The sequence below is a fragment of the Xanthomonas sp. LMG 8993 genome, assembly GCF_009835065.2.
Taxonomy (GTDB): Bacteria; Pseudomonadota; Gammaproteobacteria; order Xanthomonadales; family Xanthomonadaceae; genus Xanthomonas; species Xanthomonas arboricola.
This window is the reverse complement of record NZ_QVIF02000013.1, coordinates 39,915-62,863: the sequence shown is the minus strand read 5'-3', so window position 1 is coordinate 62,863 and position 22,949 is coordinate 39,915. Positions and strand designations below refer to the sequence as shown.

Below are 22,949 nucleotides of genomic sequence, written 5' to 3'. Positions count from 1 at the left end.
GGCCCGCCGTTCAAGGCGCCGACGCAGACCTCGCCCAGGTCGCCAGCCCGTCCAGCACCAGCGCGGCGCGGAAGCTGGCATCGGGCAACAACGGCAGCAGCGGCGGCGCGCCCCCCCCGTGCACCAGCAGCCGCACCGGTACGCCCAGACTACGTTGCGCGTGCTGCAGGCTGCGCTCGATCAGCGCCACCGCCGCGCCATCGCAGCCGGAGGTCAGCGCATCGTCGGTGTCGTCGGCCAGCTCGACATAGGTCCCGCCACTGGCCGGCAACTGCACCGCGCGCGCATGCAGCGCCTCGCGCATGGTGGTCGGCGAGGCGGCGATACGGCCGCCGTGGTGCTGCCCATCGGCGCCGAGCACATCGATGGTCAGCGCGGTGCCCACGCCGGCCACCAGCACCGGTGCGTCGCCGCGTGCGCCCAGCAGAGCCAGGAAGCGATCGACCCCGAAGCGGCCCGGGTCTGCATAGGCGATGCGGATGCCGGCGCACTCGGCCGCGGTCCGCACGATGCGCACCTGTTCGAAACGCTCGCGCAGGCAGCCGAGCATGCGCTGCGTCAACGCCGGCGCAGCCACGCTGGCCACGTGCGCGATGCGTCCGGTGGGCAAGGCCGACAACGCGGCCGCGTCCATCGCCTCGGCACCATGCGGCCAGGCCTGCACGTCGCCGGCGCGGTCGCCCTGCAGCGGTGCGTACTTGAACCGCGAATTTCCCAGGTCGAACAACCACTCGCTCATGCAGGTCTCACGCTCACTTCTCCGGAGTGGAACAGCCGCACCGTCTCGCCCAGTTGCACCCGCAACGCGCCGTCGGCTGCCAGGCCAAGCGCAATGCCGTGATGCCGGGTGCCGGCTTCCTCGACCTGCACCGCGCGGCCGCTCAGGACGTCCAGGTCCGCATAGCGGCCCAGGAACGGGGCCAGCCCCTGCGCCTCGAACAGCTCCAGCGCCGGCAGCAGCGCCGACAACACTGCAGCCACCACGGTATCGCGCGACACCGCGTGGCCGGCCAGCGTATCCAGATCCACCCACGGTTGGTCGATCGCAGCGGCCGCTGCCGCCGGCATATGCACGTTCAAACCCAACCCGATCACCGCGCGGGCGTTGCCGGCCATTTCGCCGCCGCCTTCGATCAGCAGGCCGCCCAGCTTGCGCTCGCGCGCCAGCAGATCGTTGGGCCACTTCAACCCGACATCGGCAAAGCCACAACCGCGCAGGGCCTCGGCCACCGCCACGCCCACGGCCAGGCTGAGCCCGGCCAGCTGGCCCAATCCGCCGCTGAAACGGCGCGAGGCCGACAGATAGATGTGCGCACCCAGTGGCGAGGTCCATTGACGCCCACGCCGGCCGCGCCCGCCGGTCTGCCGCTCGGCCAGCAGCACCGCCACGCCCTGCTCCGGCGCCGGGCGCGCCAGCAAGCTGGTGTTGGTGGATTCCAGGGTCCAGGCAATCTCCAGCGCAGCCAGGCCTGCCAGCGCTTCGGCCGCCATCGCCGCACGAATGCGCGCGTCGTCCAGCAGGTCCAGCGGCGCCGCCAGGCGGTAGCCGTCCCCGGCCCGCCCTTCGATCTCGACCCCGGCCGCGCGCAGGTTCTGAATCCGCTTCCACACCGCCGCACGGGTCAACCCGGCATCGCGCGCCAACGCATCGCCGGATAGCCGGCCGCTCGCAAGTTTGGCCAGCAAGGCGCGGTCATCCACGGCAAGTCCCCAAATCGATCCGTGAAAGTATGCGCCAAGCGTCCGCACCCGCCCAGCCTGGCTTGCGTGAGGGAGTGAAAAGCACGTTATGATCGGCGACTCACGCCGCTTGCCCTGGATGTGGACGATGCGCCGAATCACGGTTTGCCTGCTCCTGTTGTTGGCTCCGCTTGCCGCACTGGCATCGGACCAGCTGGCCGATGGCGATCATGAGAGCTGCGTCAGCAGCAACTCGGCGGCACGCGGCAGAACCCCCAACGGCGAGCCGGCAACCCCGGCACGTGCTCCCGCGCACAAGCCCGCACCGGCCACCGGCGGTGGTGGTGGCGACGGCGACGGACTGTTCCCCCGTATGCGCACGATGCCGCGCTGGCATAGCTTCCTGCCGGGCATGTTCCGCTGATCCAGTGGTTGTTGCGCCGGCTGCGCCGGCCGCCGGCCGATATTCCCGATGCCTTATGGCTGCCGGTCAGCCGCCGCTGCGCCTGGGTCGCTGCGCTCGATCCGCCCCGCCAGCACCGTCTGCGTGCACTGACCGCGCAGTTCCTGCAGCAAAAAACCATTTCCCCGCTCGACGGGCTGCAGCTGCAACCGCACGATCACGTTTTGCTGGCTGCCATGTGTTGCCTGCCGCTGCTGAACATCGGCGCGGCCGGCTGGCGTGGCTGGTCGCAGCTGATCGTTTACCCGGACGCATTCCGCGTGCAACGCACGCATGTGGATGCGGCCGGAGTGATGCATGCCTGGGACGACACCCTGATTGGCGAGGCCTGGGAGCAAGGGCCGCTGATCGTCAGCTGGGCCGACGTACAGGCCGACTTGGACGACCCGCAGGCCGGCTTCAACGTGATCGTGCATGAGATGGCGCACAAGCTCGATGCACTCGATGGCGCGCTCGACGGCACCCCGCCGCTGCCGCACGCTGCGCAGCGTGCCTGGGCACGCGATTTCCAGCGCGCCTTCGATACGTTTTGCCAACGCGTCGATGCGGGCGAAGACACCGAGATCGACCCGTATGCCGCCGAGGCACCGGAAGAATTCTTCGCGGTCGTAAGCGAATACCACTTCTCCGCGCCACAGCTGCTGGCGCGCCTCATGCCGGATGTCGCTGCACAGCTGACGCGTTTTTATGGACCATCGCCGTTTGCGGCGTCAGCGCAGCGCTGATGGTGCGCTGACATGCCTGCATGCGTTGGGCTGTCGTCTCATGCAACGCTGTCGCGCGCATCAATCGCAGGCGTTTCAAGCGACTGAGCACACCAATGCGCGATGCCGCACGCGGCCACACGCGGGACGGATCGACATCGCTCGCGCATTGCCAGGCATTCACACCAACCCAAGATCGCGCGGCCTGGCACCGGGAAACACCCGTTCCAGCTGCGCAGCCGACAATCCCCACAACCGGCTCAGTACACCGCCGAACAGGCTGCGGTAATTGGTGAGCACCGGATAATCGCGGTTCTGCAGCAGCTGCGCCTGCGCAACTTCTACCTGCTCGCCGGCGATCCGGCCGCCACGCACGCTGCCACCCAGCACCCAATAGGTGGTGCCGTGCCCGTGATCGGTGCCCCTGCTGCCGTTCTCGCGGAAGGTGCGGCCGAACTCGGACAGCACCACCACCACGGTATCCTTCCATGCCGGCCCGAGGGCGTCGGCGTATGCCGCCAGCCCTTCGCCCAGATTGCGCAGATTGTTCGCCAGCCCACCTTCGACACTGCCCTGATTGGCGTGCGTGTCCCAACCGCCGACATCGACAAAGCCCAGCCGATAACGCTCGCGCATCAGGCTTGCCATGCGCCGGGTTTCGTCGGCGAAGGTGCGCGCACTGGCGGCGCCGCGACCGGCCTGCTCCATCTCTTCGCGCAGCTGCGCGGTGACCTGCTGACGCAGTGCCAGTCCCTCGCGCGCAGCGGCCGCCAGCGGGGTTGCGTCGTACATTTGCGACAGGATCTGTGCCTGACGCGCATCCAGACCGCCCTTGCCGATGCCCCGCAACGACACGTTGGGCAAGTCGCCGCCGCCCTGGAAGGTCAGCGGTAAGGAATCGGTGAAGGCAATCGCCGGCACTCCGCTGAGCACACCCGACAGGCGCGCCATGAAGCCGGAACGATAATCGCGGCGCTGTCGGCCGGATTGCCCGGATTCGATATCGTCCTGGGTTTCGAAGTGACTGCGCGACAGATCGTCGGTACCGGCAAACGGCACGAACGCCAGTTGCCGGCGTTGCCACAGCGGCAGCAGCGCATCGCACATCACCGGGTTGAGACCCCATTGCGTATCCAGCGCAACGGCACTGTTCGGGTTGGCCGCATCCGGCCGCGCGATCGCCAGGGTCGGACGCGCCTGATAATAAAAATCGCTGGCATGCGGTACCAGCAGATTATTGCTGTCGTAGCCGCCGCGCAGGAACACCACCAGCATGCGCGCACTGTCGCGTGGCGCAGCAAACAGGCGACCGCTCCAGGGCAGACTTGCGGCCGCTGCAGAGGCAAGCAGAAATTGACGTCGTTGCATGGCGCGCTCCCGTGGCGGTGATCGCTGGTCGAACGTTGAACAGCGGGTTTGAATCGGCAACCGTCGAATCGGCGACCCTCGAATCAGCGATAGTTGAAGTCCGGCGATGACAGCAGGAATCCGTTCCATTCCGCAGGCGAACGCGCCTGCGCCAAGGCATCGCGCGTGCCGCTGGAGAGCGACGGCGCCACCCAGCGATACGATGGGCGCGTATCGATCTGCGTCAGCGCCGGCAGTGGCGTGTCGTTATCGCCATCGAAGCGGAACAGTTGCTTGGGTCCGCTACCCAGCGAACGTGCCACCTCGAAGCGTCGCGCCAGTTGCCCGGAGCTGGTCCATGCCTGCGATTGCAGCGACCAGCCATCGGGGGTGATGCGCCCGAACAGCGGCTCGCCGAGTTGCTGCAGCCAGCTCGCCATCGGCGCGGCATTGACCACCGGCTGGCCCTCGTACGCCAGCCGCATGGCCGAAACCACGAACCGATTCGGATCCTTGAACTTGCGCGGTTGCGCCTGCGCAAATTCCGGCGCGTCCAGCATGGCCTGCATCACCTTGGCGATGTCGCCATCGCTGCGTTGAAACGTGTTCGCCATGCGCTCGACCAGCGCGGCCGGCGGCTTGTCGCTGACAAAGTACTCGGCCAAACGCTGCGAAATGAAATGTGCGCATGCCGGCTGCCGTACCAACAGCTGCACCGCGCGCTCGATCTCATCCAGGCCGCCCGCAGCGATGCGCTTGCCCAGCAAGGTCTTGTCGCCGGGTTGATGGCGTGCGGGATTGAATTCGAACAGCCCCTTGCGCACCACCTGCGGTTGCCCCGGCACGGCAGTCGGCAAGGGCGGAGCGCCCTCGGCCTTGACCGGCACCAGGCCGGCGCCGGTCAGTATCAGCGCCAGTTGCTGCACATCCTGCTGGCTGTAACCGCCATGCACACCCAGCGTATGCAGTTCCATCAGTTCGCGCGCGTAATTTTCGTTGACCTTGCCCTTGGCGTTCTTGGCGTTGTCCAGATATTCCAGCATCGCCGGACTTTCCAGCGTCGCCATCACCAGGTCGGCGAACTTGCCGGTGGCATGCGGGCGGATCGCGTTTTCCATGTAATCGGCCGCCATCCATTTCACCCGCCCCTTGTCGGCGTACACGCTGAAATGATTGAGCCAGAACCACACCAGCTGCTCGCGCGTCTGCTCCGGCGCATACACCGCACGCAACAGCTGCGCCTGACGCGCCTGGGTCAGCATCTGCCCACCACGCGCCTGCCATGCCTTGCGCAAGGCGGTCTTTTCCTCACCATCGGGCATGTCTTGCAGGTGGATCTTGTCGGCCTCGTACTGCGTGAGCAATGTCAGCAACGGCGTGTGCAGCGCATCGAAGTGCTGCAGCTGTGCACGGATCGGCGCTGGCAACGCCGCATCGTCGCTGGCCTGCAACAGCGACCTGCCATAGCGCTTGGGGCCGAGCCGCTGCAGTTGCGCGGCGCTGTCGGCATCCACGCCGTAGGTCGCACGCTGCAGCCAGCGCGTCTGCGCCGGCGTCAGTGCTGGATTGCCAGCACTGCACGGCATGGCCAAAGCGCAGCCCGCCAACAGCCATGCCAGCTGCCACCGGTGATGGCGGGGCGCGCCCGCTGGACGTGCGCTCAGCCAGCGCGTCTGTGCATTGCGCTCGAACATGCAGCTCTCCATCGCAACGGCCTGCAACCGGCCCAGTATGGTCAAGCCAACGCGCGGGGCGTTAAACGGTTGTCGGAGCGCGCCGCAGCGTTGACCACGGGTTCATTCCGCACCCCCCCATGCCGGTCACAGTCCCGGTGGCAGGGTCACGTCGAAGCGGGCGCCGCCCAGTTCCTGCGAGCGCACCACCTGCAGCTCGCCGCGGTAAGCCTTGATCAGATCCTGCACGATCGACATGCCGATGCCGTGGCCTTGCACGCGCTCGTCGCCACGTACGCCACGCTGCAGGATCTTGGCTACGTCTTCCGGCGCGATGCCGGGGCCGTCGTCTTCCACCGACAGGATCAATCCGGCACGACGGCTGCCGGTGGTGGGACCGGGCTGTGCGGTCAGCAGCACGCGGCTGCGCGCCCACTTGAAGCCGTTTTCCAGCAGGTTGCCCAGCAATTCCTGCAGATCGCCCGGCTCGCCATGAAAGCGCGCATCGGGCGAAATATCGAATTCGCACAACACGCCCTTGACCGAATAGACCTTCTCCAGCCCGCGCACGATCTCCTCGGCGGTCGACTCGATCGGCAGCGGTGCGGCGAACAGCTTGTGTCCACTGGAGGCCGCGCGTGCGAGCTGGTAGGACACCAGATCGTTCATGCGGCGCAACTGCACATCCATTTCCTCGTGCAGGTCGCGCTCGGACTGGCCGCTATCGAGCTGGGTGCGCAACACCGCGATCGGCGTCTTGAGGCTGTGCGCAAGATCGGCCAGCGTATTGCGCTGGCGGTCCAGATTGTCGCGCTCGCTCTCGATGAAGGCGTTGATGCTTTCGGTCAGCGGCTCCAGTTCGCGCGGATGCTGCTCGCTCATGCGCTGGATCTCGCCGCGCTGCACCTTGGTCAACTCGTTGATGACCCGCCGCAGCGGACGCAGACTCCACTGCAGGATGAAGGCCTGCAGCACCAGCAGCACCACACCGGCACTGCCGAGGTAGAACCACACTGCGCCACGGAACACGCGCAGCTGCGCGCCCATCGAGCGCGCATCTTCCATCACGTAGATGGTGTATGGAATCTCACCGCCGTGTTCGCGCTCGACGTAACTCACGCCCAGGCCGTAGCGGTACAACTGGCCCACGCTGCCGTCGATCTGGGTCATCTCCAGCGGGCCGATGAATTCTTCCTGGCGCGGCTCGAGCATGCGCCCGTGCGGAATGTTCGGGCCTTCGGCCGACATCGAGGTCCAGCTTTCGTCCGGGCGCACGACTTCCACGTACAGCCCGCCGCCGGGCACATCGAAACGTGGATCCGGCGGCTGGCCGCCGATGTACAGCGAGCCGTCGCGGACGAAATCGATATTGGCGGCGTACGCAGAGGCGTAGTTCTTCAACCGCTCGCGCAGATTTTTTTCGGCCGTGTCGGCGAACGCCACATCCAGCGCGTAACCCGCCAGCGCCAGGAAGGCCACCAGACTGAGGCTGGCGGCCAGCAGCTGGCGGGCCTGCAGCGAGCGCGGCCGCCAGCGTCTATACCACTTGGAGCGGCCCGGCACCTGATCTTCCTGCTTGCCGATGCGCGGACTCAGCCTTCGGTACGCGGAATGGCGAAACGGTAGCCGCGACCGCGTACGGTCTCGATCGGCTTGAGCTCACCATCGGGATCGAGCTTCTTGCGCAGGCGGCCGATGAACACTTCCAGCACGTTCGAATCGCGATCGAAATCCTGCTGGTAGATGTGCTCGGTCAGATCGGCCTTGGAGACCAGTTCGCCGGCATGCATCATCAGGTATTCGAGCACCTTGTACTCGTAGCTGGTCAGATCCACGTTGGCGCCATTGACGCTGACCGTCTGCGCGGCCAGATCCAGCGCGACCGGGCCGCATTCCAGCGTCGGCTTGCTCCAGCCCGCCGCGCGCCGCAGCAGCGCATTGACGCGCGCCAGCAGCTCTTCGACATGGAACGGCTTGACCAGGTAATCGTCGGCACCCTGCTTGAGGCCCTCGACCTTGTCCTGCCAGCTCGAACGCGCGGTCAGGATCAGCACCGGGAATTTCTTGCCTTCGTCGCGCAGCGCCTTAATCAGCTCCATGCCCGACATCTTGGGCAAGCCGAGGTCGATGATGCCGACATCGAACGGGACTTCACGGCCCATGTACAGGCCTTCTTCGCCGTCTTGTGCAGCGTCGACAGCAAAGCCCTCACGCTTCAGGCGCGCGGCAAGGGTCTCGCGCAGCGGAGCTTCGTCTTCGACCAAAAGGATACGCATGCACTCTCCCTAGTTACGTTGTCGGCCAATGGCCGGGGAATTTATGAGACTGAACGCAGAACTATCTACGTCTAGTGGTTATCGTCGCGTGGTGGCGCATCCGGCGGCGCCTGGCTGCGCGGCGGCGCGGCCTGCATCTGCTCCGACTCGTACACGGTATGCACGCGGCCGTCCTTCATGTACTTGACGCGGTTGAGATTGCCCCCGTCAAACGGCACGCGTTCGGCGCTGAGGATCTGTCCACCGGTGGACCGCTGCACCTGTCGGATGGTGTCCGAGAGCGTGCGCCCATTACCGCGCGCGGAAGGCGGCAATGGATCGCGTCCCGCGTGCGACATCGGATATGCCTGCCCCCACGCCAATGGCGCTGCCATGGCTAGCCCGAGGGCAACCAGGACGACATAGCAAGCGCGGCAGGAGGGCTGGGTCACAATGAATCCTAGCGGGTTGTTCAGGAACATTCAAAATTCGTGAAACCGGCCACCGGTGACAGCATGGTCGAGCCCGAGAATGGTCCAAATTCTTGATTTTTCGGGGTGAATCCCATCTGAACTTTTTAGCTTTGTGTTAACGCTGTTCAGTGAAATGAATCCCTGGACGCCTGGAACGGCACTTTTCTGGAACTCGTACCCGTGCCCGGCAGTTGGCATCCCGGTCAGAAGCAGACAGCGGAAATGCCTGTTCAGGTAATGCAAGCGGCAGGCCAGTTCAGGCCACAACGCGCCAGCCCTGGGTGTCGGTGCGCTGCAAGGCCTGCTCGACCAGCTCCCAGCCGGCACCTGGCCGGTGTGCGCCCTCGCTCAGGACCTGCCGGAACGCGCGTCCGCCCGGCTGGCCATGGAACAACCCCAACACGTGTCGGGTCATGTGTTTCAAGGCCAGGCCTTGCTCCAGTTGGGACTCGACGTAGGGCCGCAAGGCGCGCAGTAATTGGTCGCGCGGCTGTTCCGCACGATGCGTCAGGGCTGCATCCAGGCGATGCAGTACGTAGGGGTCGTGGTAGGCGGCGCGGCCGAGCATGACGCCGTCGGTCTGGTGCAGATGCTCCATCGCGGTCTCCACCGCCGCGATGCCGCCATTGAGCACCACTGGCAGCGCGGGGCGCTCCTGCTTGAGGCGATACGCCCAGTCGTAACGCAGCGGCGGCACTTCGCGGTTTTCCTTGGGCGACAGGCCCTTGAGCCACGCGTTGCGGGCATGCACCACCACCATGGCGGCACCGGCTGCGACTACCTGATCGACGAAGCTGGCGAACACGGCGTAGTCGTCATCGTCGTCCACGCCGAGGCGGCACTTGACCGTGATCGGCAGCGTGGTCGCCGCACACATGGCGGCAACACAGTCGGCCACCAGGTCCGGCTCGCGCATCAGGCAGGCACCGAAGCGCCCGGCCTGCACGCGATCAGACGGGCAGCCGCAATTGAGGTTGATCTCGTCGTAGCCCCACTCCTGCGCGATCGCCGCCGCCTGCGCAAGCAGCGCCGGCTCGCTGCCGCCCAATTGCAGCGCCAGCGGGTGTTCGACCGGATCGAACCCGATCAGCCGCGTGCGATCGCCATGGATCACCGCATTGGCGTGCACCATCTCGGTGTACAGACGTGCCGAGGGTGCCAGCAGGCGATGGAAGACCCGGCAATGGCGGTCGGTCCAATCCATCATCGGGGCGACGGACAGGCGCAGGGAGGCGGCGTAGCGATCTGTGGAAGCGGTCATCGACATGTGGCCGCAGCGGGCAGCCATCGGAATGCGGAGCAGGATCAACAGCTTACACGGGTGTCGATGAATCTGCCGCAGCGCGGCATGGCATCCTGTGAGGCTGTCCTGCTGGAGCCCGCTGATCGATCGCCGGTTTACTGCGCCATGTGATCGACCCGTAGGGGCTGGCGAAGGTCGGCGTGCCGCGCGTTGATGGAACCCGCTGGCGGCGCGCCTCGGCGTCCAGTATCGCGGCTATCACTGCCACCGAAAGAGACGAACGACACCGCGCTGGCGCTGCTGTCGTTGCCCTCGCTCGCCAGGTGCGCGCGTTAACGGGCGGCATCGCTGCAGGATGCGCAGTGCCTGGGCGTTCGCCCATGTCGAGCGAACGCGGTGCATCGTCAATGACGAGCGGAGCTTGTGTCGTCCAGTGCTGGCGTCGTGCACTGCGCCTGGACAGGATCTGCAGTTACGGGTTGCGGAAGCCCACACGCTCTTCGGCGCTCAGCGGCTTGCCGAGCGCATGGTACGAGGCGACCAGGGTGATCAGGGCGGTACCCAGCACGGTGTAGAAGCTCCACGACGTGGCCAGCACGTGTACCTGACCGAACACCAGCGCGACCACGGCGGTAGCGGTGCACAGCACCATCGCCAGCAGGGACATCAGGAAAGGGATGGAGGGATCGAGCTTCATGGTCCGGGGGTTCCAGTGTGCGATAGCGGAAGCATCGGCGTTCGCAGCGCTTTCTTGAACTGTTTTTTGCGATTTTTCCGAACAAATTTCAGGCAAGTCAGCGCGCACTCAGACTTATGTCAAACCCTTGGCGCACAAAGGTTTCCATGTCAGGGGACTCCTGACGCAGTGGCACAAAAATCACCACCGCCGCCAAAGATCCAACGCGCCTGCGGCGGAAAACCGGCGGAGGCGGTGGCTGCGTTTTCCAGCGGGTCGTGGAGACAAATCGAGCAGGTCGGCGAGCCACTGGCCGACCCGGGAGCGAGGATTCACTGCGCTCGGTGCACAGTGGTTGACCTCCGAACCGGGCCGAGGCGGTGGTTGCGCCTCTCGGCAGGTGATGAAGGCAGATTGAGTAAGTCACCGCGCGGCCAGCCGATCTAAGAGCGAGCATGCGGTGCGCTCGGTACGCAACGGCTACCTCCCGAACCACGTCGGTGGTCATAACTGAGCGGGTGTCGCCGGTACGCGCGGTGGAGTGCTGCAGGCGAGGCCGTCGAGGCTCCGGGTATCGAGGTGCAGGACTCGGGCGATACCGATCAGCGACTCATCCGACGGCCACCGGGATGGAGCTGCCGTCGCAACCACCTACAGCGCTTCGAAGACGGCCGAGCGCTATGCGTGCAATCCGCCAGGATGCGGGCTGCAGGCGATTGGCCTGTGCATCAGGTGCATCGTGGTACGGCACGCTGCAGCACGCATCGCCGTCGGCTCACGCCGGTATCGGCCGCATGGCGCCGGTGCGAGCCTGCTGACGCCTGGCGTCACGCATACCTGCCCCGCCACGCATGACAGGCGCGCTCAGCGCGCCGGGGTCGTCGCAAACTCGCCGCGCTGCAGCTTGGTCACATCGTTGCCCTGCCCATCCTTGAGGCTGAGGTCTGCGCCCTTGGCGGCCAGATCCTTGAGCACGTCGGTGCGCTGGAACAGCGCTGCGTACATCGCGGCGGTCTGACCGGCATTGTTGCGCTGGTCCGGCGCGCAGTCGGCCTGCATCAGCCGCTTGGCGATACCCAGCTCGCCCTTGAAGATCGCGCCCATCAGCGCAGTGTTGCCGCGCTTGTCCTGCGCGCAGGGGTCGGCACCGGCGCTGAGCAACTGCTCCACTGCCGGGCGCTGGCCGTGATAGGCCGCCAGGATCAGGGCCGTGTAGCCCTTCTCGTCACGGGTATTGAGGTCGTAGTGCGAGCGGATGAACTCGGCCAGCATGTCCTGCCGCCCTTCGCGTGCCGCGTCGAAGAAGTACTCGCGCAACTGCAGCTTGATCTGCGCCGGGTCGGCGGCGGCAGCGGTGGCGCTGGCGGACATCGGCGCGGGTGAGGCAGCATTGGCAGCTGCAGACAGGGTGCCAAGCATCAGAAACAGCAGGGTGCGCATATGGCTCTCCCGATAGCGAAAACGGCACCGCGGCACAGGCCGCGATGCCGTGGGTGGGTCAGTCCTGCAGGCTGGAGGCCAGCTGCTTGACCCGGGCCAAGTCGCCCTTGGCGACACGCGTCACGCCAGTGCCGTACTCGGGGTCGGCTTTGTACAGGAACGACAACAGGAGATGCTTGCTCTCGGTGTCGGTGGTGGCCAGCGACTCGCCGAAACTCTGCACCAGATCGGCGCGATCCTTCTTGCTGTAGGACCGATACAACTCACCGGCCTGCTTGAAGTTCTGCTCGCGGGTGATCTTGGCCTGCTGGGTGGTGCCCGACAGCGGCAACGCGCTGTAACGCGCAGCGGTGTCCTGCGGCCGCGGCTCCAGCCGGCTCGGCTCGTAGTTCACGCCGCTGGTGGTGTGGCCGTTATTTCCTTCGCCATCCTGGTTGCCGTTGTTGACGGCCACACGCGGACGGTTGACCGGCAGGTTCAGGCCATTGGCACCGATGCGATACAGCTGGGTGTCGGCGTAGGAGAAGATGCGCCCCTGCAGCAGGCGGTCTTCCGACGGCTCGATGCCCGGCACCAGGTTGGCCGGCGCCATCGCGACCTGCTCGGTTTCCTGAAAGAAGTTGTCGACGTTCTTGTTCAACACCATCTGGCCGACCTTCTGCTCCGGCACGTCGGGCCAGATCTTGGTGGCGTCCAGCGGATCGAAATCGAACTTGGCCAGGTCCTCCGGCTTGAGCACCTGTACGTACAGGTCCCACTTCGGGAAGTCGCCCTTCTTGATCGCACCGACCAGATCGTTGGTCAGGTGGCTGTAGTCCTTGGCCTGGACGGCAGCGACCTGCTTGGGGTCGAGGTTCTTGATGCCCTGCAGCGTCTTCCAGTGGAACTTGACGTAATGCACTTCGCCCTGCGCATTGACCAGCTTGTAGGCATGCACGCCGTTGCCATCCATGAAGCGATAGCCCGCAGGGGTACCTTCGTTGGAGTACAGCAGGGTCAGCGTGCGGGTGGCCTCGGGCACGTGCGAGAAGAAATCGAAGCGGCGCGAATCGTCGTCCAGATTGGTGCGCGGGTCCGGCTTGAACGCGTGGACCATGTCGGGAAACTTGATCGCATCGCGGATGAAGAAGGTCGGGAAGTTGTTGCCGACCAGATCCCAGTTGCCTTCGCTGGTGTAGAACTTGGTGGCGAAGCCATGCGGGTCGCGCAAGGTTTCCGGCGAGTGGTTGCCGTGCACCACCGAGGAAAAGCGCACGAAGACCGGGGTCTTTTCGCCGGCGCTGAACACCTTGGCCTTGGTCAGGCTGGACAGATCGGCGGTGGCGGTGAACTCGCCTTTGACGCCGGTGCCGCGTGCATGCACCACGCGCTCGGGGATGCGCTCGCGATCGAAACGCTGCAGCTTCTGGATCAGCTGCACATCCTGCAGCAGGGTCGGGCCATTGGCTCCGGCGGTCTGCGAATTCTGGTTGTCACCGACCTTGGCGCCGTTGTCGCGGGTCAGGACAGATTGGGCGAAGACCGGCGGTGCGATCAGCGTCGGGGCTAGCAGGGCTAGCACCATGAGGGATCCAGGGCGCATGGCGTCAGCTCGTTTGAGGGAGCTGAATCATGGCCAGCGGACCGAAGCGTGAGAAGTCGTTAGTTATGATCGCTGCGATAGGCGAACATGATGATGACTACAGAGCGTGATATGCATCGCGTTACAAAGCGGCGACACGTTGAAGATCATGCCGCTTATGCCGCGGATGCGGTGGTCAAGCTGATTCACTGCGACGCATGCAGCGCGTTGGGGACTGCAAGAATACTGCAGTGCGGAAGATCCGCACACTCAGCAACCAGCGACAGCATGCGGTGAAAAATACCCACAGGGCCGGGTGTCATCGCCTGGTGGAAACCAAAGCACCAACACCTTGCAACGTCTTCTTGATCCAGGTGTGCACGCGCGACCCATGCGTTAAACAGTAGTCATCGCCTCGCACCTGGATCGCTCACGGTTCAAAGACCACCAGAACCGCTCTGTTCGTCAGGCAAACCGACGTCTGCCCGTCTGCGTGCCAACTGGGCAGGATCCTCCAGCTCGAACAGGCTGCCGTCCGCCTTGCGCTGGGTGCCGTAGCGCTGCGGCTTGCCCGACATGATCAGATTACGATCCACGAACAATGCCATGTCTGCGGCGCTGTAAGACCCGCGCGCCACCGCAACCTCGATGTTCTTCAGGAAGCCATCGCGAAACGTGCGGTCAGTGGAGTGCTGCGCGACCAGGAAACCGGCATGCGCCCCGTCCTCGCCGACCGACGCGACATCGGGGAAGCCGAATTTGTCGATCAGTGCAGACAGCGCAGCCTGGTTTTCCCGTTGCGACGCAACCAGACGCATGGCCATGTCTTTCGCTGCACCTTGATTGGCCTGCAGCTGTTGCGCCGTGAAAGCACCACGAATCTGCTCACGGATCTTCTGATCGGCATCGGCCAGTGCCAGCAGCTGTTCGCGATAAGAGGCGTTCATGCCTGGACGACCTTGCTGCAAAGTGCGATCGGCTTCGGCAATCGCCCATCCCGCCGTTGTCAGCTGCCATAGCAGTACACCGAGCATCACTGTCTTCATCCGCAATCCTCCCGGATCTCAAAAGGTCACGACATCGCGTCGATAAGCACGGCAGGGAAAGATACCGCTGCCATCGACACCACACGCGCAGCGACGGGCACGGTCATGCACCGCAAATGTGTGACAGCGGCACTCTGCGAGACGGATGTTCCATCCTCCGCACGGGACTGGCGCAGGGCTGCCCTGGACTAGCCGATCACCCGCTTGAACGGCGGCAACGCGTCGATGATGCGTTTGCCGTAGCGACGTGTCAGCAGGCGCGAGTCGAGGATGATCACGCGGCCGTGGTCGCTGGAACTGCGGATCAAGCGGCCCGCGAACTGCGTGAGCGTGCGCAGCGCGTGCGGGATGGCGATCAGGTTGAAGGCGTTATGGCCGCGACTTTCCAGCCATTCGCTCAGGGTCGAGGTCTGCGGGTCGGTCGGCACCGCGAATGGCACCTGGGTGATGACCACCGTGGTGCAGGCATCGCCGGGCAGATCCAGGCCTTCGCCGAAGGAGTTCAGGCCAAACAGCACCGAGCCTTCGCCGGCGGCGATACGGCGCAGGTGTTCGGTGATCAGTTGCGACTTGTTGCCCTCGCCCTGCACCAATACGCGGTTGCGCTGCGCCAGCGGCATAAGGTCGGCGACCTTTTCCATCTTCCAGCGCGAGGTGAACAGCACGATGCTGCCCTTGCCGGTCCAGTCGAGTTCGCGCACCAGGTAACGCGCAACTTCCTTCGGGTGGCCTTCGCGATCGTCTGGGGTGACCGGGAAATTGGGCACGATCAATTCGGCCTGATTGGGCAGGTCGAACGGTGAGGCCAGCGAGGCCATTTCGGCGTGATCGGGCAGGCCGTTGTCGATCGCGAACGCTTGGAAATCGCCGCCGCCGGTGAGTGTGGCCGAGGTCATCACCACCGAATCCACTTCGTTCCAGATCATCGTGCGCAGCACCTGCGCGGCCGACACCGGCGAGCAATGGCAGATCAAATCGCCGTCGCGCGAGAGGGTGATCCAGCGCGCCATCGGCGGCTGGCCTTCCTTGTCTTCGCGCCGCCAGCCGCTCCACAGATTGTGTTGCTGCTCGGCCATTTCCAGAGCCAGGCCGAGGCTGCGCTGCAGGCGTTCGCGCGCCGAGTCGTCCTGCTTGCCCTTGGCGATCGCGCTGTGCGCGGCATGCACCCAGTTGAACAACACGCGGGTTTCTTCGCCAAGCTCTTCGATGGCCGGGCCCCATTGCGGCGGCAGCTTGCCGTTGGCCGCACGCCACAAGGGATCGCGCTCGCCGGGCTCGGGCTTCCACACGCGTTCGACCTCGGCGTGGAAGGCCTTGAGCAGCTTGGACACGCGCGCGGCCACCTCGATGGCCTCGTTGGGCAGCAGATTGCCGAGCTTGTCCTTGTCCACCGCGCGGTAGGCGGCGGCGATGAGGATCTGCAGCCGACCGGTGCGCTTGGCCATCTCGTCCAATGGCAGGCTGGCGGCGCCCTGGTCGATCGCCACGCCGGCGATGTGATGGCCTTCGTCGAGCACCAGCAGCATGTCGGCGGGCGGGGCGATCAAGGGCTGGCCATTCTCGGCATCGCCCAGCGACAGCGACGACAACAGCAATGCATGGTTGGTGACCACGATCTGCGCTTCGCGCACGTCGGTGCGCGCCTTCAGCACCGGGCATTGCGCGGCGTAGCTGCAGCGGCGGCCGGCACAGCCGGAGGCCGGCGTGGTGATGCGCAGGCGCAGCGGCACCGAGACCTGCTCGGGCGCATCGTCCAGATCGCCGTTCCAGCTGCGCTCGGCGTAGGCCGTGGCCAGGCGCTTGGCCAGATCCGCGTCGGCCGGGCTGAGCGGGCGGTCGTAGAGCACCTGTTCGTCGTCGAACATCCCTTCCTGGCTGGTCTCGCCCTGCAGCTCGGCGGCGTTGCGCGTGCACAGGTAGCGGGTGCGGCCCTTGGCCAGTGCGACCGTGGCTTCCAGCCCGGTGGCCTTGAGGAAAGCCGGAATATCGCGCTCCACCAACTGCGACTGCAGCGCCACGGTGCCGGTGCTGATCACCAGCTTCTTCTTGGTGGCCAGGGCGATCGGCACGCCGGCGGTGAGATAGCCCAGGCTCTTGCCGACCCCGGTGGGGGCCTCGGCAATGCCGATGCCGCCGGAGGTGGCCAGCGCGCGTGAGACCAGGCCGATCATCTGGCTCTGCGCCCGTCGTGTGGCAAAGCCGGGCGTGTTGGCCTGCAGCTTGGCGTAGGCCTCGCGGATGCCGGCCTTGATCGGATCGGTCAGAACGCGCTGGGTGGGAACCGGCGCCGACGGCGCGGCCGGTGGGGCGACTTCATTCATCGCGCTATTTTCGCACGGACCGGCGCAGCGCCTGCGACCGGCGTGGCACTCGGCTGAACGTGTTTGCTGGCGCGGGGCGGCGCCACCGCCATCTTGGTCCCGGGTACGCACGCTGCACGGCCACTGCATGCGTCGGATCCGATCATCGCTGGCGGGCACTGCCCGCAAGTTCTGACCCGAAGGGGCGCGCAACGGATGCCGCCCCAATCACCCTGCGCTGCCTGCAACGAGCAGGCAGCGTCGCTCCACGTTGTCAGCGGCCTTGCGTCCGCGGCGGCCATGCATAGCGTGCCCAGACCAGCCCGATGACCACCATTGCGACGCCCATCAGCAACATGCCGGCACCCACGCCAGTGGGCCCGAAGCGCTCATACAGCAGGCCGCCGCGATTGACCGCAGCCAGCGCCTGCGGATGCAGCAGCGTCCACCCGCCCTGCCCGGCACTGACCAGCCCGACCACCACCAGCGCGATGGCTTTGAGCGGAATCATGGGCGCGGGCCGGCGGCGGGCGGCACGCGTTGCAGGCTGCCTGCCAGCGTCCACACCAGCACGCCGATGCCCACGCCTTGCATCGCCATCAGCACGAAGTGGGCGATGCTGGTCACCATGCTGATCTGACGCACATTGCCTTGCTGCAGCAACAGCATCGGAATCGCCTGGAAGGCAACCTCGGCAAACAAGCAGCCCAGCAGCAACCAGAGCGCGGCCAGCCCGGCACGCCGCAACGGGCTTTGCGAGGCACGCCACAGCAGAACCAGCCCGAGCAGCAACGCGATCAGCATCGGCACGCGCGACAGCAGGCTGGTGACCAGGGTCAGCAGGATATCGGTGGCGGTGACGCTGCCCACCTCAGTCGGCACTGACCAGAACGGCCTCGCGCGCGCGCAGCGCGGCGTAGACCGGGTCGGTGTCCGGGCGCACGCCGTGCCACAGCGCGAAGCTCTCGGCGGCCTGTTCCACCAGCATGCCCAGGCCATCGACGGCGTAGCGGCATTGCGCCGCGCGTGCCCAGGCCAGGAAGGCGATGGCGGTGGGGCCATAATTGAGATCGACCGCCGCGGTGAGGCTGTTGACCAGGCCCAGCGGCATGGCGAACGCACCGGCGTCGCGATCGCGCCCAGCCGCAGTGGCATTGACGATCAGTTCGAAGTCGCCCAGATCGCGCAGGTCTTCGATGTAGCGCGAGACCACCCGCCCCGGCTCGCCGAGCGCATCGCACAAGGCATCGGCACGCTCGGGCGAGCGGTTCACCACCACCATTTCGGTGATGCCCGCTTCCAGCAGCGCCGGCGCCACGCCGCGCGCGGCACCACCGGCGCCGAGCAGCAGCACACGGCGACCGCGCAGATCCAGCCCGTGGCGGTCGGTGAGGTCACGTACCAGACCGGCGCCATCGGTGTTGTCGCCCTGCCACTGGCCGTCGTTGCGCACCAGCGTGTTGACCGCACCGGCCAGACGCGCGCGATCGCTCAGGCTGGCCGACAACGCACAGGCGGCTTCCTTCAGCGGCAGGGTGACGTTTGCGCCCTTGCCGCCTTCGTCGGCGAAGCGCTCCAGCGCGGCAGCGAACTCTTCTGGCGGTGCGTCGATGGCGGTGTAGTCCAGCGCGATGCCGGTCTGCTTCCCGAAGTCGGCATGGATGGCCGGCGACAGCGAATGGGCGACGGGGTGACCGAACACGGCATAACGGGATACGGGCATGAAACGCTCTCTGGTTGACTAGACTGTGCGCGACTTGAGGCAGGAACCCCGCATGCAACTTCGATGGACACTGCTCGCGCTGGCGGCAAGTTTACTCTGCGTCCCGGTCGCGTCGGGGCTTGCCGAATTCGGCATCGAAGGCATGGGCGTGGTCTCCACGCCGGCCAACGAAGCGCGCGCCACGCTGAGTCCGGACGGGCAACGCATCGTCTGGGCCAGCGACCGCGCCGGCGGCACCGGGGGCTGGGATCTGTGGCAGGCCCGGTTGAACGGCGGGCGCTGGCAGGACGCAGAAGTGCTGCCGATCAACACGGCGCAGGACGAGACCTCCCCGCTGTTCAGTGCCGATGGCCGCTGGCTGCTGTTCGCCTCCAGCCGCCCTGGCGGTGCCGGCGGCGCCGACCTGTATCGCGCGCCGGTGGATGCGCAGGGCCGGATCGGTGCGGTGGAATCCCTGGGTGCGGCGATCAACAGCCGCGGCGACGAGCGCTCCCCGACACTGTCGCTGGACGGCACCCGCCTGCTGTTCGCCAGCAACGGCCACGGTGGCGCCGGCGGCATGGACATGTTCGTGGCGCGCTGGGATGGGCAGGCGTTCATCGCGCCGGTGGCGTTGAGCGATATCAACAGCGCCGACGACGAGCTGGATGCGGCCTGGCTTGGCGATGGACGGGGGCTGGTATGGGCACGCGGCCGGCAGGATGGTCCCAGCCAGTTATTGCTGGCGACCTGCAACAACGGCCATTACACCGTGGGCCAGGCAGTGCCGCTGTCGTTCAACGGGCCGCAGGAACGCACCTTCGGTGCGGTGGTGGATGCGGCCAAGCCAGGCGAGTTGCTGGTGACCGGCAGTGCGCGCGCACCGCGTGCGGGGCAGTTGGACATCTATCGGATGAAGGCGCCGGCGGTGGATGGAGATACGAGCTGCCGTTGAGGATGGGTGGATGCGCAGACCCTTGCCAAGGGGCTGCTGGGGATACGACTTCACGCCAAGCTGTTGCAGAGCGGATGATCTGGGTCACGCTGCAGAGCGCTGGTTTGCGGTTTGGCCGTACTAAGGCTCGGCTGTAGGGCTTCTGATCTGAGGCTTGGTCGCAGGGCCCTTGCCCGCCCACCATCGCAGGACACGCCGCAAGTACGTCCTTGTAGGCTCTTACGCGGCATCCATGCCGCGTAAGGTCCCGCGACGGTGAGCGGGCAAGGACCTGTCGGGATGATCGGTGTGCATGGTCAGCAGCAGGAGCAGCGGCCGGTGGGTCAGACGCAGCGGTGGTTACGTGCTCCTTTTGATCTGGCCGACGTAGTCTGATTTCCTGATCTTTCCGCCGAAGGCGGGCAGCAAGTAGATTGGGTTTGCCCCCTATCGCTAATAGTCATCCACACATGCATACAAGCAGCCAGGCCGCTGCGTTAAGTCGTCTCGCTTGAGTCATCTCGCTTTTTGCAGTTCCATCAGCGCACGACCATCTTGGCAGGCGTGATGTCCTTACCGGTTCCGGGACCCTTGGCGGCATGGATGCCGCCACGGAGCCTCCATGGACGGATTCACGGCGTGTCCCGGACGTGGTGAGGGCATCGCGTCCTCGACCAACCGGGCTTTTGATTCAAGCATCGGACCGCGCTTAGACGCCATGGTTGCAGCTAACAGAACCACCGTACACGCTGCAAGGAGGGCGCGGTCGATGCTAGCTAGGACGCAGCATGTCTCCGTCGTTCACCGGGATTTTCCCAAACCGTTCGCATCCGCTTGACGACCGCACGCCACGTTTTACTAGCCGCTCCAACCCAGCGATGTAGTGGCCATGACCGCGCTCAATACACATCGCGCCGATAACGTCCCGCTGCGGTCAGCGACTCCAGCCGCGTCTCGCCCAGCAATTCGCGCAGCGTGACATCGACCTCACGCGCCATGCTGTCCAGGCTGCCGCAGACATGGATTACCGCACCGCGATCGATCCAGTGGCGCAAGGTGTCGCCGGTCTCGCGCAAGTGATGCTGCACGTAGCGTTTGTGCGCCTGGTCGCGCGAGAACACCCGGTCCAGCTGCTGCAGATGGCCACGCGCGTGCCAGGCCTGAAGTTCGTCGGCAAACAGACCATCGTGCGCGGCCTGCCGTTCGCCGAACAGCAGCCAATGTCCGTGCACGCCGGCCAGCTCGGCCTCGCGTAGCAGACTGCGCAAACCGGCGATACCGGTGCCGTTGCCGATCAACACCATCGGCGCCTGTTCGATGCGATGGAATCCGGGATTGGTGCGCAACCGCGCGCGTATCTGCCCACCGATGGGTGCGTGGCAGATCAGCCAGCCCGAACCGAGGCCGGGGCTGCCGTCGGCGCCTGTGGTCAGGCGCACCACCGCGGTCGCAACGCCATCGGGCGGCACGCTGGCCAGCGAGTAGTCGCGGGTCGGCAGCCAGGCGCAGGCGTCCAGCCAGGTCTGCGGATCCGGATGCGGCGTGGGCGGGCGCGTGGGCGGCTCCGGCAGCACGCGCTCGGCGACGGCCTGCTGCAGCGGCAGCAACTGCGCATCGACATGCACCAGCGCGTCGGGCGGCAGGCCCCAGGCGGCCAGACACGCGCGCACGTGCGTGTAGGCGTGCGCCGGCTGCACTTCAAGGATGTCGCCGGCCTGCCAGTGCGTGTCGGGCGGTGGCAGCAGATCGATCTGCCAGATCGGTGCTCCCTCGCTGCCCGGGTTGAGATGCGTGCGCGCCGCCAACGTCCAGTGCAGCAGCGTCGGGCGGGCCAGCGGCACGACGGCCACCGGCGCACCGGCAATCTGCGCCAGTTGCGCATGCCATTGCGCCAGGGCCTGCGGATCGGTGTTGTCCATCTCCACTGCCGGAAACAACGGCTGCGCGCCCTGCGCCTGCAGCCACTGCTCGATGCGTCGGGAAAACCCGCAGAATTGCGCGTACTGGCGGTCGCCCAGGGCGAGCACGGCATAGGTCAGCTGCGACAGCGTCATGCGCTGACGCAACAGTTCGCGCTCGAAGCTGCGGGCGGTATCGGGCGGCTCGCCATCGCCAAAGGTGCTGACCACGAACAAGGCATGCCGGGTGCCCTGCAGATGCTGCGCGGTGAGCTGTGCCAGCGAGCGCACCTGCACCGGCAGACCGGCCGCCTGCAGATGCCCGGCCGCCTGCCAGGCCAGCCGTTCGGCAAACCCGCTCTGGCTGGCGAACCCGATCAACCACGGCTCGGCCTGCGAGGCCGCCGGGGCACCGTGCAGGACATCGCGCGCGGCACGCAGCGCGCGCTTCTTGCGGCGGCGATCCAGGTACAACATCCAGCCGGTCACGAAGAACACCGACATGCCGACACTGGCCAGCATCACCACGATGCGGCCCGGCAGCCCGAAGAAGCTGCCCGAATGCAGCGGAAACATGCTGACCAGCAACTGCTGCCCGCGCGGCAGCAGTGCATAGTCCTGGCGACGCAGCAACGCACCGCTGCCCGGCTCGATCTCCAGATTGTCGTAGGCGCGATCGTGATCGGGATGGTCGGGCAGGAACCGCACGCTCAGCGGTTGCCCCGCACGCGGCGGGATACGCAGGTCCAGTGCCGCGCTGTGTGTGGCCGGGATGGCATCCAGGGTGCGTTGCACGGCTGCAAAATCCACCGTGGCCGGGCGGTGATCGCGCCCGTCGCCACGCATCGCCGGCTCGGTGCCGAGCAAGGCCACCATGCCGTCGCGGTACCAGTTGTAGGACCAGGTCAGCCCGGTCAGCGCCACCAGCAGGTACACCAGCAGACACCAGGTGCCGAACACCGCGTGCAGGCTCCACAGAAAACTGCGCCCCTGCCGCCGCCATTCCACTGCCCACCAGGTGCGCAGACTCCACCAGCGTCGCGGCCAACGCAGATACAGGCCGGAAGCGCAGAAGAACAGCAGGATCAGGGTGCTCGCACCGGTCACCGCCTGGCCACGCTTGCCGGCGGTCAGATGGCGATGCAGGTCCTCGATGAAGGCAAACGCGCCGCTCAGCCGCGGGGCGGCGACCTTGTCGCCGGTATACGGATCGAAATACACCCGGCCGCCGCCCTTGCCGGCCAGTCGTGCATTGGACGGACGCTTGCCAGTCGGATCGATCAGCATACGGGTGACCGCCTGTTGCTGATCCAGGTCCAGCCGGCGCAGCAGCACATCCACCGGCAATGGCCGCTCGCCTGCGGCATGCCGCTGTGCCAGCTGCGCGATGGCCGGATTGGCCAACCGCACGATCTCGTTTTCGAAGGACATCAACGCGCCGGTCAGCCCCATCACCGACAGCACCAGCCCGGCCGTGATGCCGAACAGCCAGTGCAATTGGAACAGGACGGTCTTGAGCACGCGCGAGCAGCCGCAAACAGTGGGCTCGCCATT

General features: G+C 66.1%; 20 protein-coding genes. 3 read left to right on the top strand and 17 right to left on the bottom strand.

Annotated elements, in window-relative coordinates; all coding sequences use genetic code 11:
• Window positions 1-10: 10 nt before the first annotated feature.
• The gene (locus DYQ94_RS19380) at window positions 11-739 is read right to left on the bottom strand and encodes a type III pantothenate kinase (RefSeq protein ID WP_039524746.1); all 729 of its coding nucleotides are present in this window, start codon (window positions 737-739) and stop codon (window positions 11-13) included.
• On the bottom strand, window positions 736-1,701 hold the full coding sequence (birA, locus tag DYQ94_RS19375) for a bifunctional biotin--[acetyl-CoA-carboxylase] ligase/biotin operon repressor BirA (protein ID WP_126966448.1): 966 nt from the start codon (window positions 1,699-1,701) through the stop codon (window positions 736-738). The genes DYQ94_RS19380 and birA overlap by 4 nt, the downstream gene beginning before the upstream one ends.
• 88 nt (window positions 1,702-1,789) lie before the next feature.
• On the opposite strand from birA, the gene DYQ94_RS19370 reads away from it, so the two are divergent.
• Together DYQ94_RS19370 and DYQ94_RS19365 are read left to right on the top strand one after the other, a co-directional pair.
• Window positions 1,790-2,104, top strand: coding sequence for a hypothetical protein (locus tag DYQ94_RS19370; RefSeq protein WP_024939067.1), 315 nt, complete (start codon window positions 1,790-1,792; stop codon window positions 2,102-2,104).
• Window positions 2,105-2,112: 8 nt separating this feature from the next.
• Window positions 2,113-2,868: a M90 family metallopeptidase gene (locus DYQ94_RS19365; RefSeq protein WP_126966447.1), complete on the top strand. Its 756-nt coding sequence runs from the start codon at window positions 2,113-2,115 to the stop codon at window positions 2,866-2,868.
• 159 nt (window positions 2,869-3,027) lie between these two features.
• On the opposite strand, the gene DYQ94_RS19360 is transcribed toward DYQ94_RS19365, so the two are convergent.
• The 14 genes from DYQ94_RS19360 to aroE all read right to left on the bottom strand — a co-directional run bounded on the left by DYQ94_RS19360 (window position 3,028) and on the right by aroE (window position 18,584).
• Window positions 3,028-4,215 (bottom strand): DUF1501 domain-containing protein, encoded by a 1,188-nt coding sequence (locus DYQ94_RS19360; RefSeq protein ID WP_126966446.1) that lies wholly within the window; start codon window positions 4,213-4,215, stop codon window positions 3,028-3,030.
• An 83-nt stretch (window positions 4,216-4,298) separates the two neighbouring features.
• A complete protein-coding gene (locus DYQ94_RS19355) occupies window positions 4,299-5,780 on the bottom strand; it encodes a DUF1800 domain-containing protein (protein ID WP_425519008.1) in 1,482 nt (493 codons plus the stop codon).
• Window positions 5,781-6,014: 234 nt separating this feature from the next.
• Complete coding sequence (locus tag DYQ94_RS19350) at window positions 6,015-7,385, bottom strand: ATP-binding protein (protein ID WP_024939071.1); 1,371 nt, start codon at window positions 7,383-7,385, stop codon at window positions 6,015-6,017.
• Window positions 7,386-7,459: 74 nt separating this feature from the next.
• Entirely contained in the window at window positions 7,460-8,143 is a 684-nt protein-coding gene (locus DYQ94_RS19345) for a response regulator transcription factor (protein ID WP_002808458.1), read from the bottom strand.
• A gap of 71 nt (window positions 8,144-8,214) precedes the next feature.
• Window positions 8,215-8,604 (bottom strand): hypothetical protein, encoded by a 390-nt coding sequence (locus DYQ94_RS19340; protein ID WP_179466027.1) that lies wholly within the window; start codon window positions 8,602-8,604, stop codon window positions 8,215-8,217.
• Between the two features lie 247 nt (window positions 8,605-8,851).
• The gene (dusA, locus tag DYQ94_RS19335) at window positions 8,852-9,856 is read right to left on the bottom strand and encodes a tRNA dihydrouridine(20/20a) synthase DusA (RefSeq protein ID WP_126966445.1); all 1,005 of its coding nucleotides are present in this window, start codon (window positions 9,854-9,856) and stop codon (window positions 8,852-8,854) included.
• 454 nt (window positions 9,857-10,310) lie between these two features.
• Entirely contained in the window at window positions 10,311-10,535 is a 225-nt protein-coding gene (locus DYQ94_RS19330; RefSeq protein ID WP_016902784.1) for a hypothetical protein, read from the bottom strand.
• Window positions 10,536-11,378: 843 nt separating this feature from the next.
• On the bottom strand, window positions 11,379-11,954 hold the full coding sequence (locus DYQ94_RS19325) for an ankyrin repeat domain-containing protein (protein ID WP_054591226.1): 576 nt from the start codon (window positions 11,952-11,954) through the stop codon (window positions 11,379-11,381).
• Between the two features lie 58 nt (window positions 11,955-12,012).
• The gene (gene katB / locus DYQ94_RS19320; protein ID WP_180968604.1) at window positions 12,013-13,518 is read right to left on the bottom strand and encodes a catalase KatB; all 1,506 of its coding nucleotides are present in this window, start codon (window positions 13,516-13,518) and stop codon (window positions 12,013-12,015) included.
• A 434-nt stretch (window positions 13,519-13,952) separates the two neighbouring features.
• A complete protein-coding gene (locus tag DYQ94_RS19315) occupies window positions 13,953-14,561 on the bottom strand; it encodes a DUF6624 domain-containing protein (protein WP_126966444.1) in 609 nt (202 codons plus the stop codon).
• Window positions 14,562-14,749: 188 nt separating this feature from the next.
• Complete coding sequence (gene dinG / locus DYQ94_RS19310) at window positions 14,750-16,882, bottom strand: ATP-dependent DNA helicase DinG (RefSeq protein WP_126966443.1); 2,133 nt, start codon at window positions 16,880-16,882, stop codon at window positions 14,750-14,752.
• 253 nt (window positions 16,883-17,135) lie between these two features.
• A complete protein-coding gene (locus DYQ94_RS19305; protein WP_126966442.1) occupies window positions 17,136-17,372 on the bottom strand; it encodes a hypothetical protein in 237 nt (78 codons plus the stop codon).
• On the bottom strand, window positions 17,369-17,743 hold the full coding sequence (locus DYQ94_RS19300) for a hypothetical protein (RefSeq protein WP_016902791.1): 375 nt from the start codon (window positions 17,741-17,743) through the stop codon (window positions 17,369-17,371). Before DYQ94_RS19300 ends, DYQ94_RS19305 begins: the two co-directional genes overlap by 4 nt.
• Window positions 17,733-18,584, bottom strand: a complete 852-nt coding sequence (aroE, locus tag DYQ94_RS19295; RefSeq protein ID WP_024939079.1) for a shikimate dehydrogenase — start codon at window positions 18,582-18,584, stop codon at window positions 17,733-17,735. Before aroE ends, DYQ94_RS19300 begins: the two co-directional genes overlap by 11 nt.
• A 52-nt stretch (window positions 18,585-18,636) precedes the next feature.
• Here aroE and DYQ94_RS19290 point away from each other — a divergent pair, with 52 nt between their 5' ends.
• A complete protein-coding gene (locus tag DYQ94_RS19290) occupies window positions 18,637-19,518 on the top strand; it encodes a TolB family protein (RefSeq protein ID WP_126966441.1) in 882 nt (293 codons plus the stop codon).
• 878 nt (window positions 19,519-20,396) lie between these two features.
• On the opposite strand, the gene DYQ94_RS19285 is transcribed toward DYQ94_RS19290, so the two are convergent.
• Window positions 20,397-22,916, bottom strand: a complete 2,520-nt coding sequence (locus tag DYQ94_RS19285; protein WP_126966440.1) for a PepSY domain-containing protein — start codon at window positions 22,914-22,916, stop codon at window positions 20,397-20,399.
• Between the last annotated feature and the right edge of the window lie 33 nt (window positions 22,917-22,949).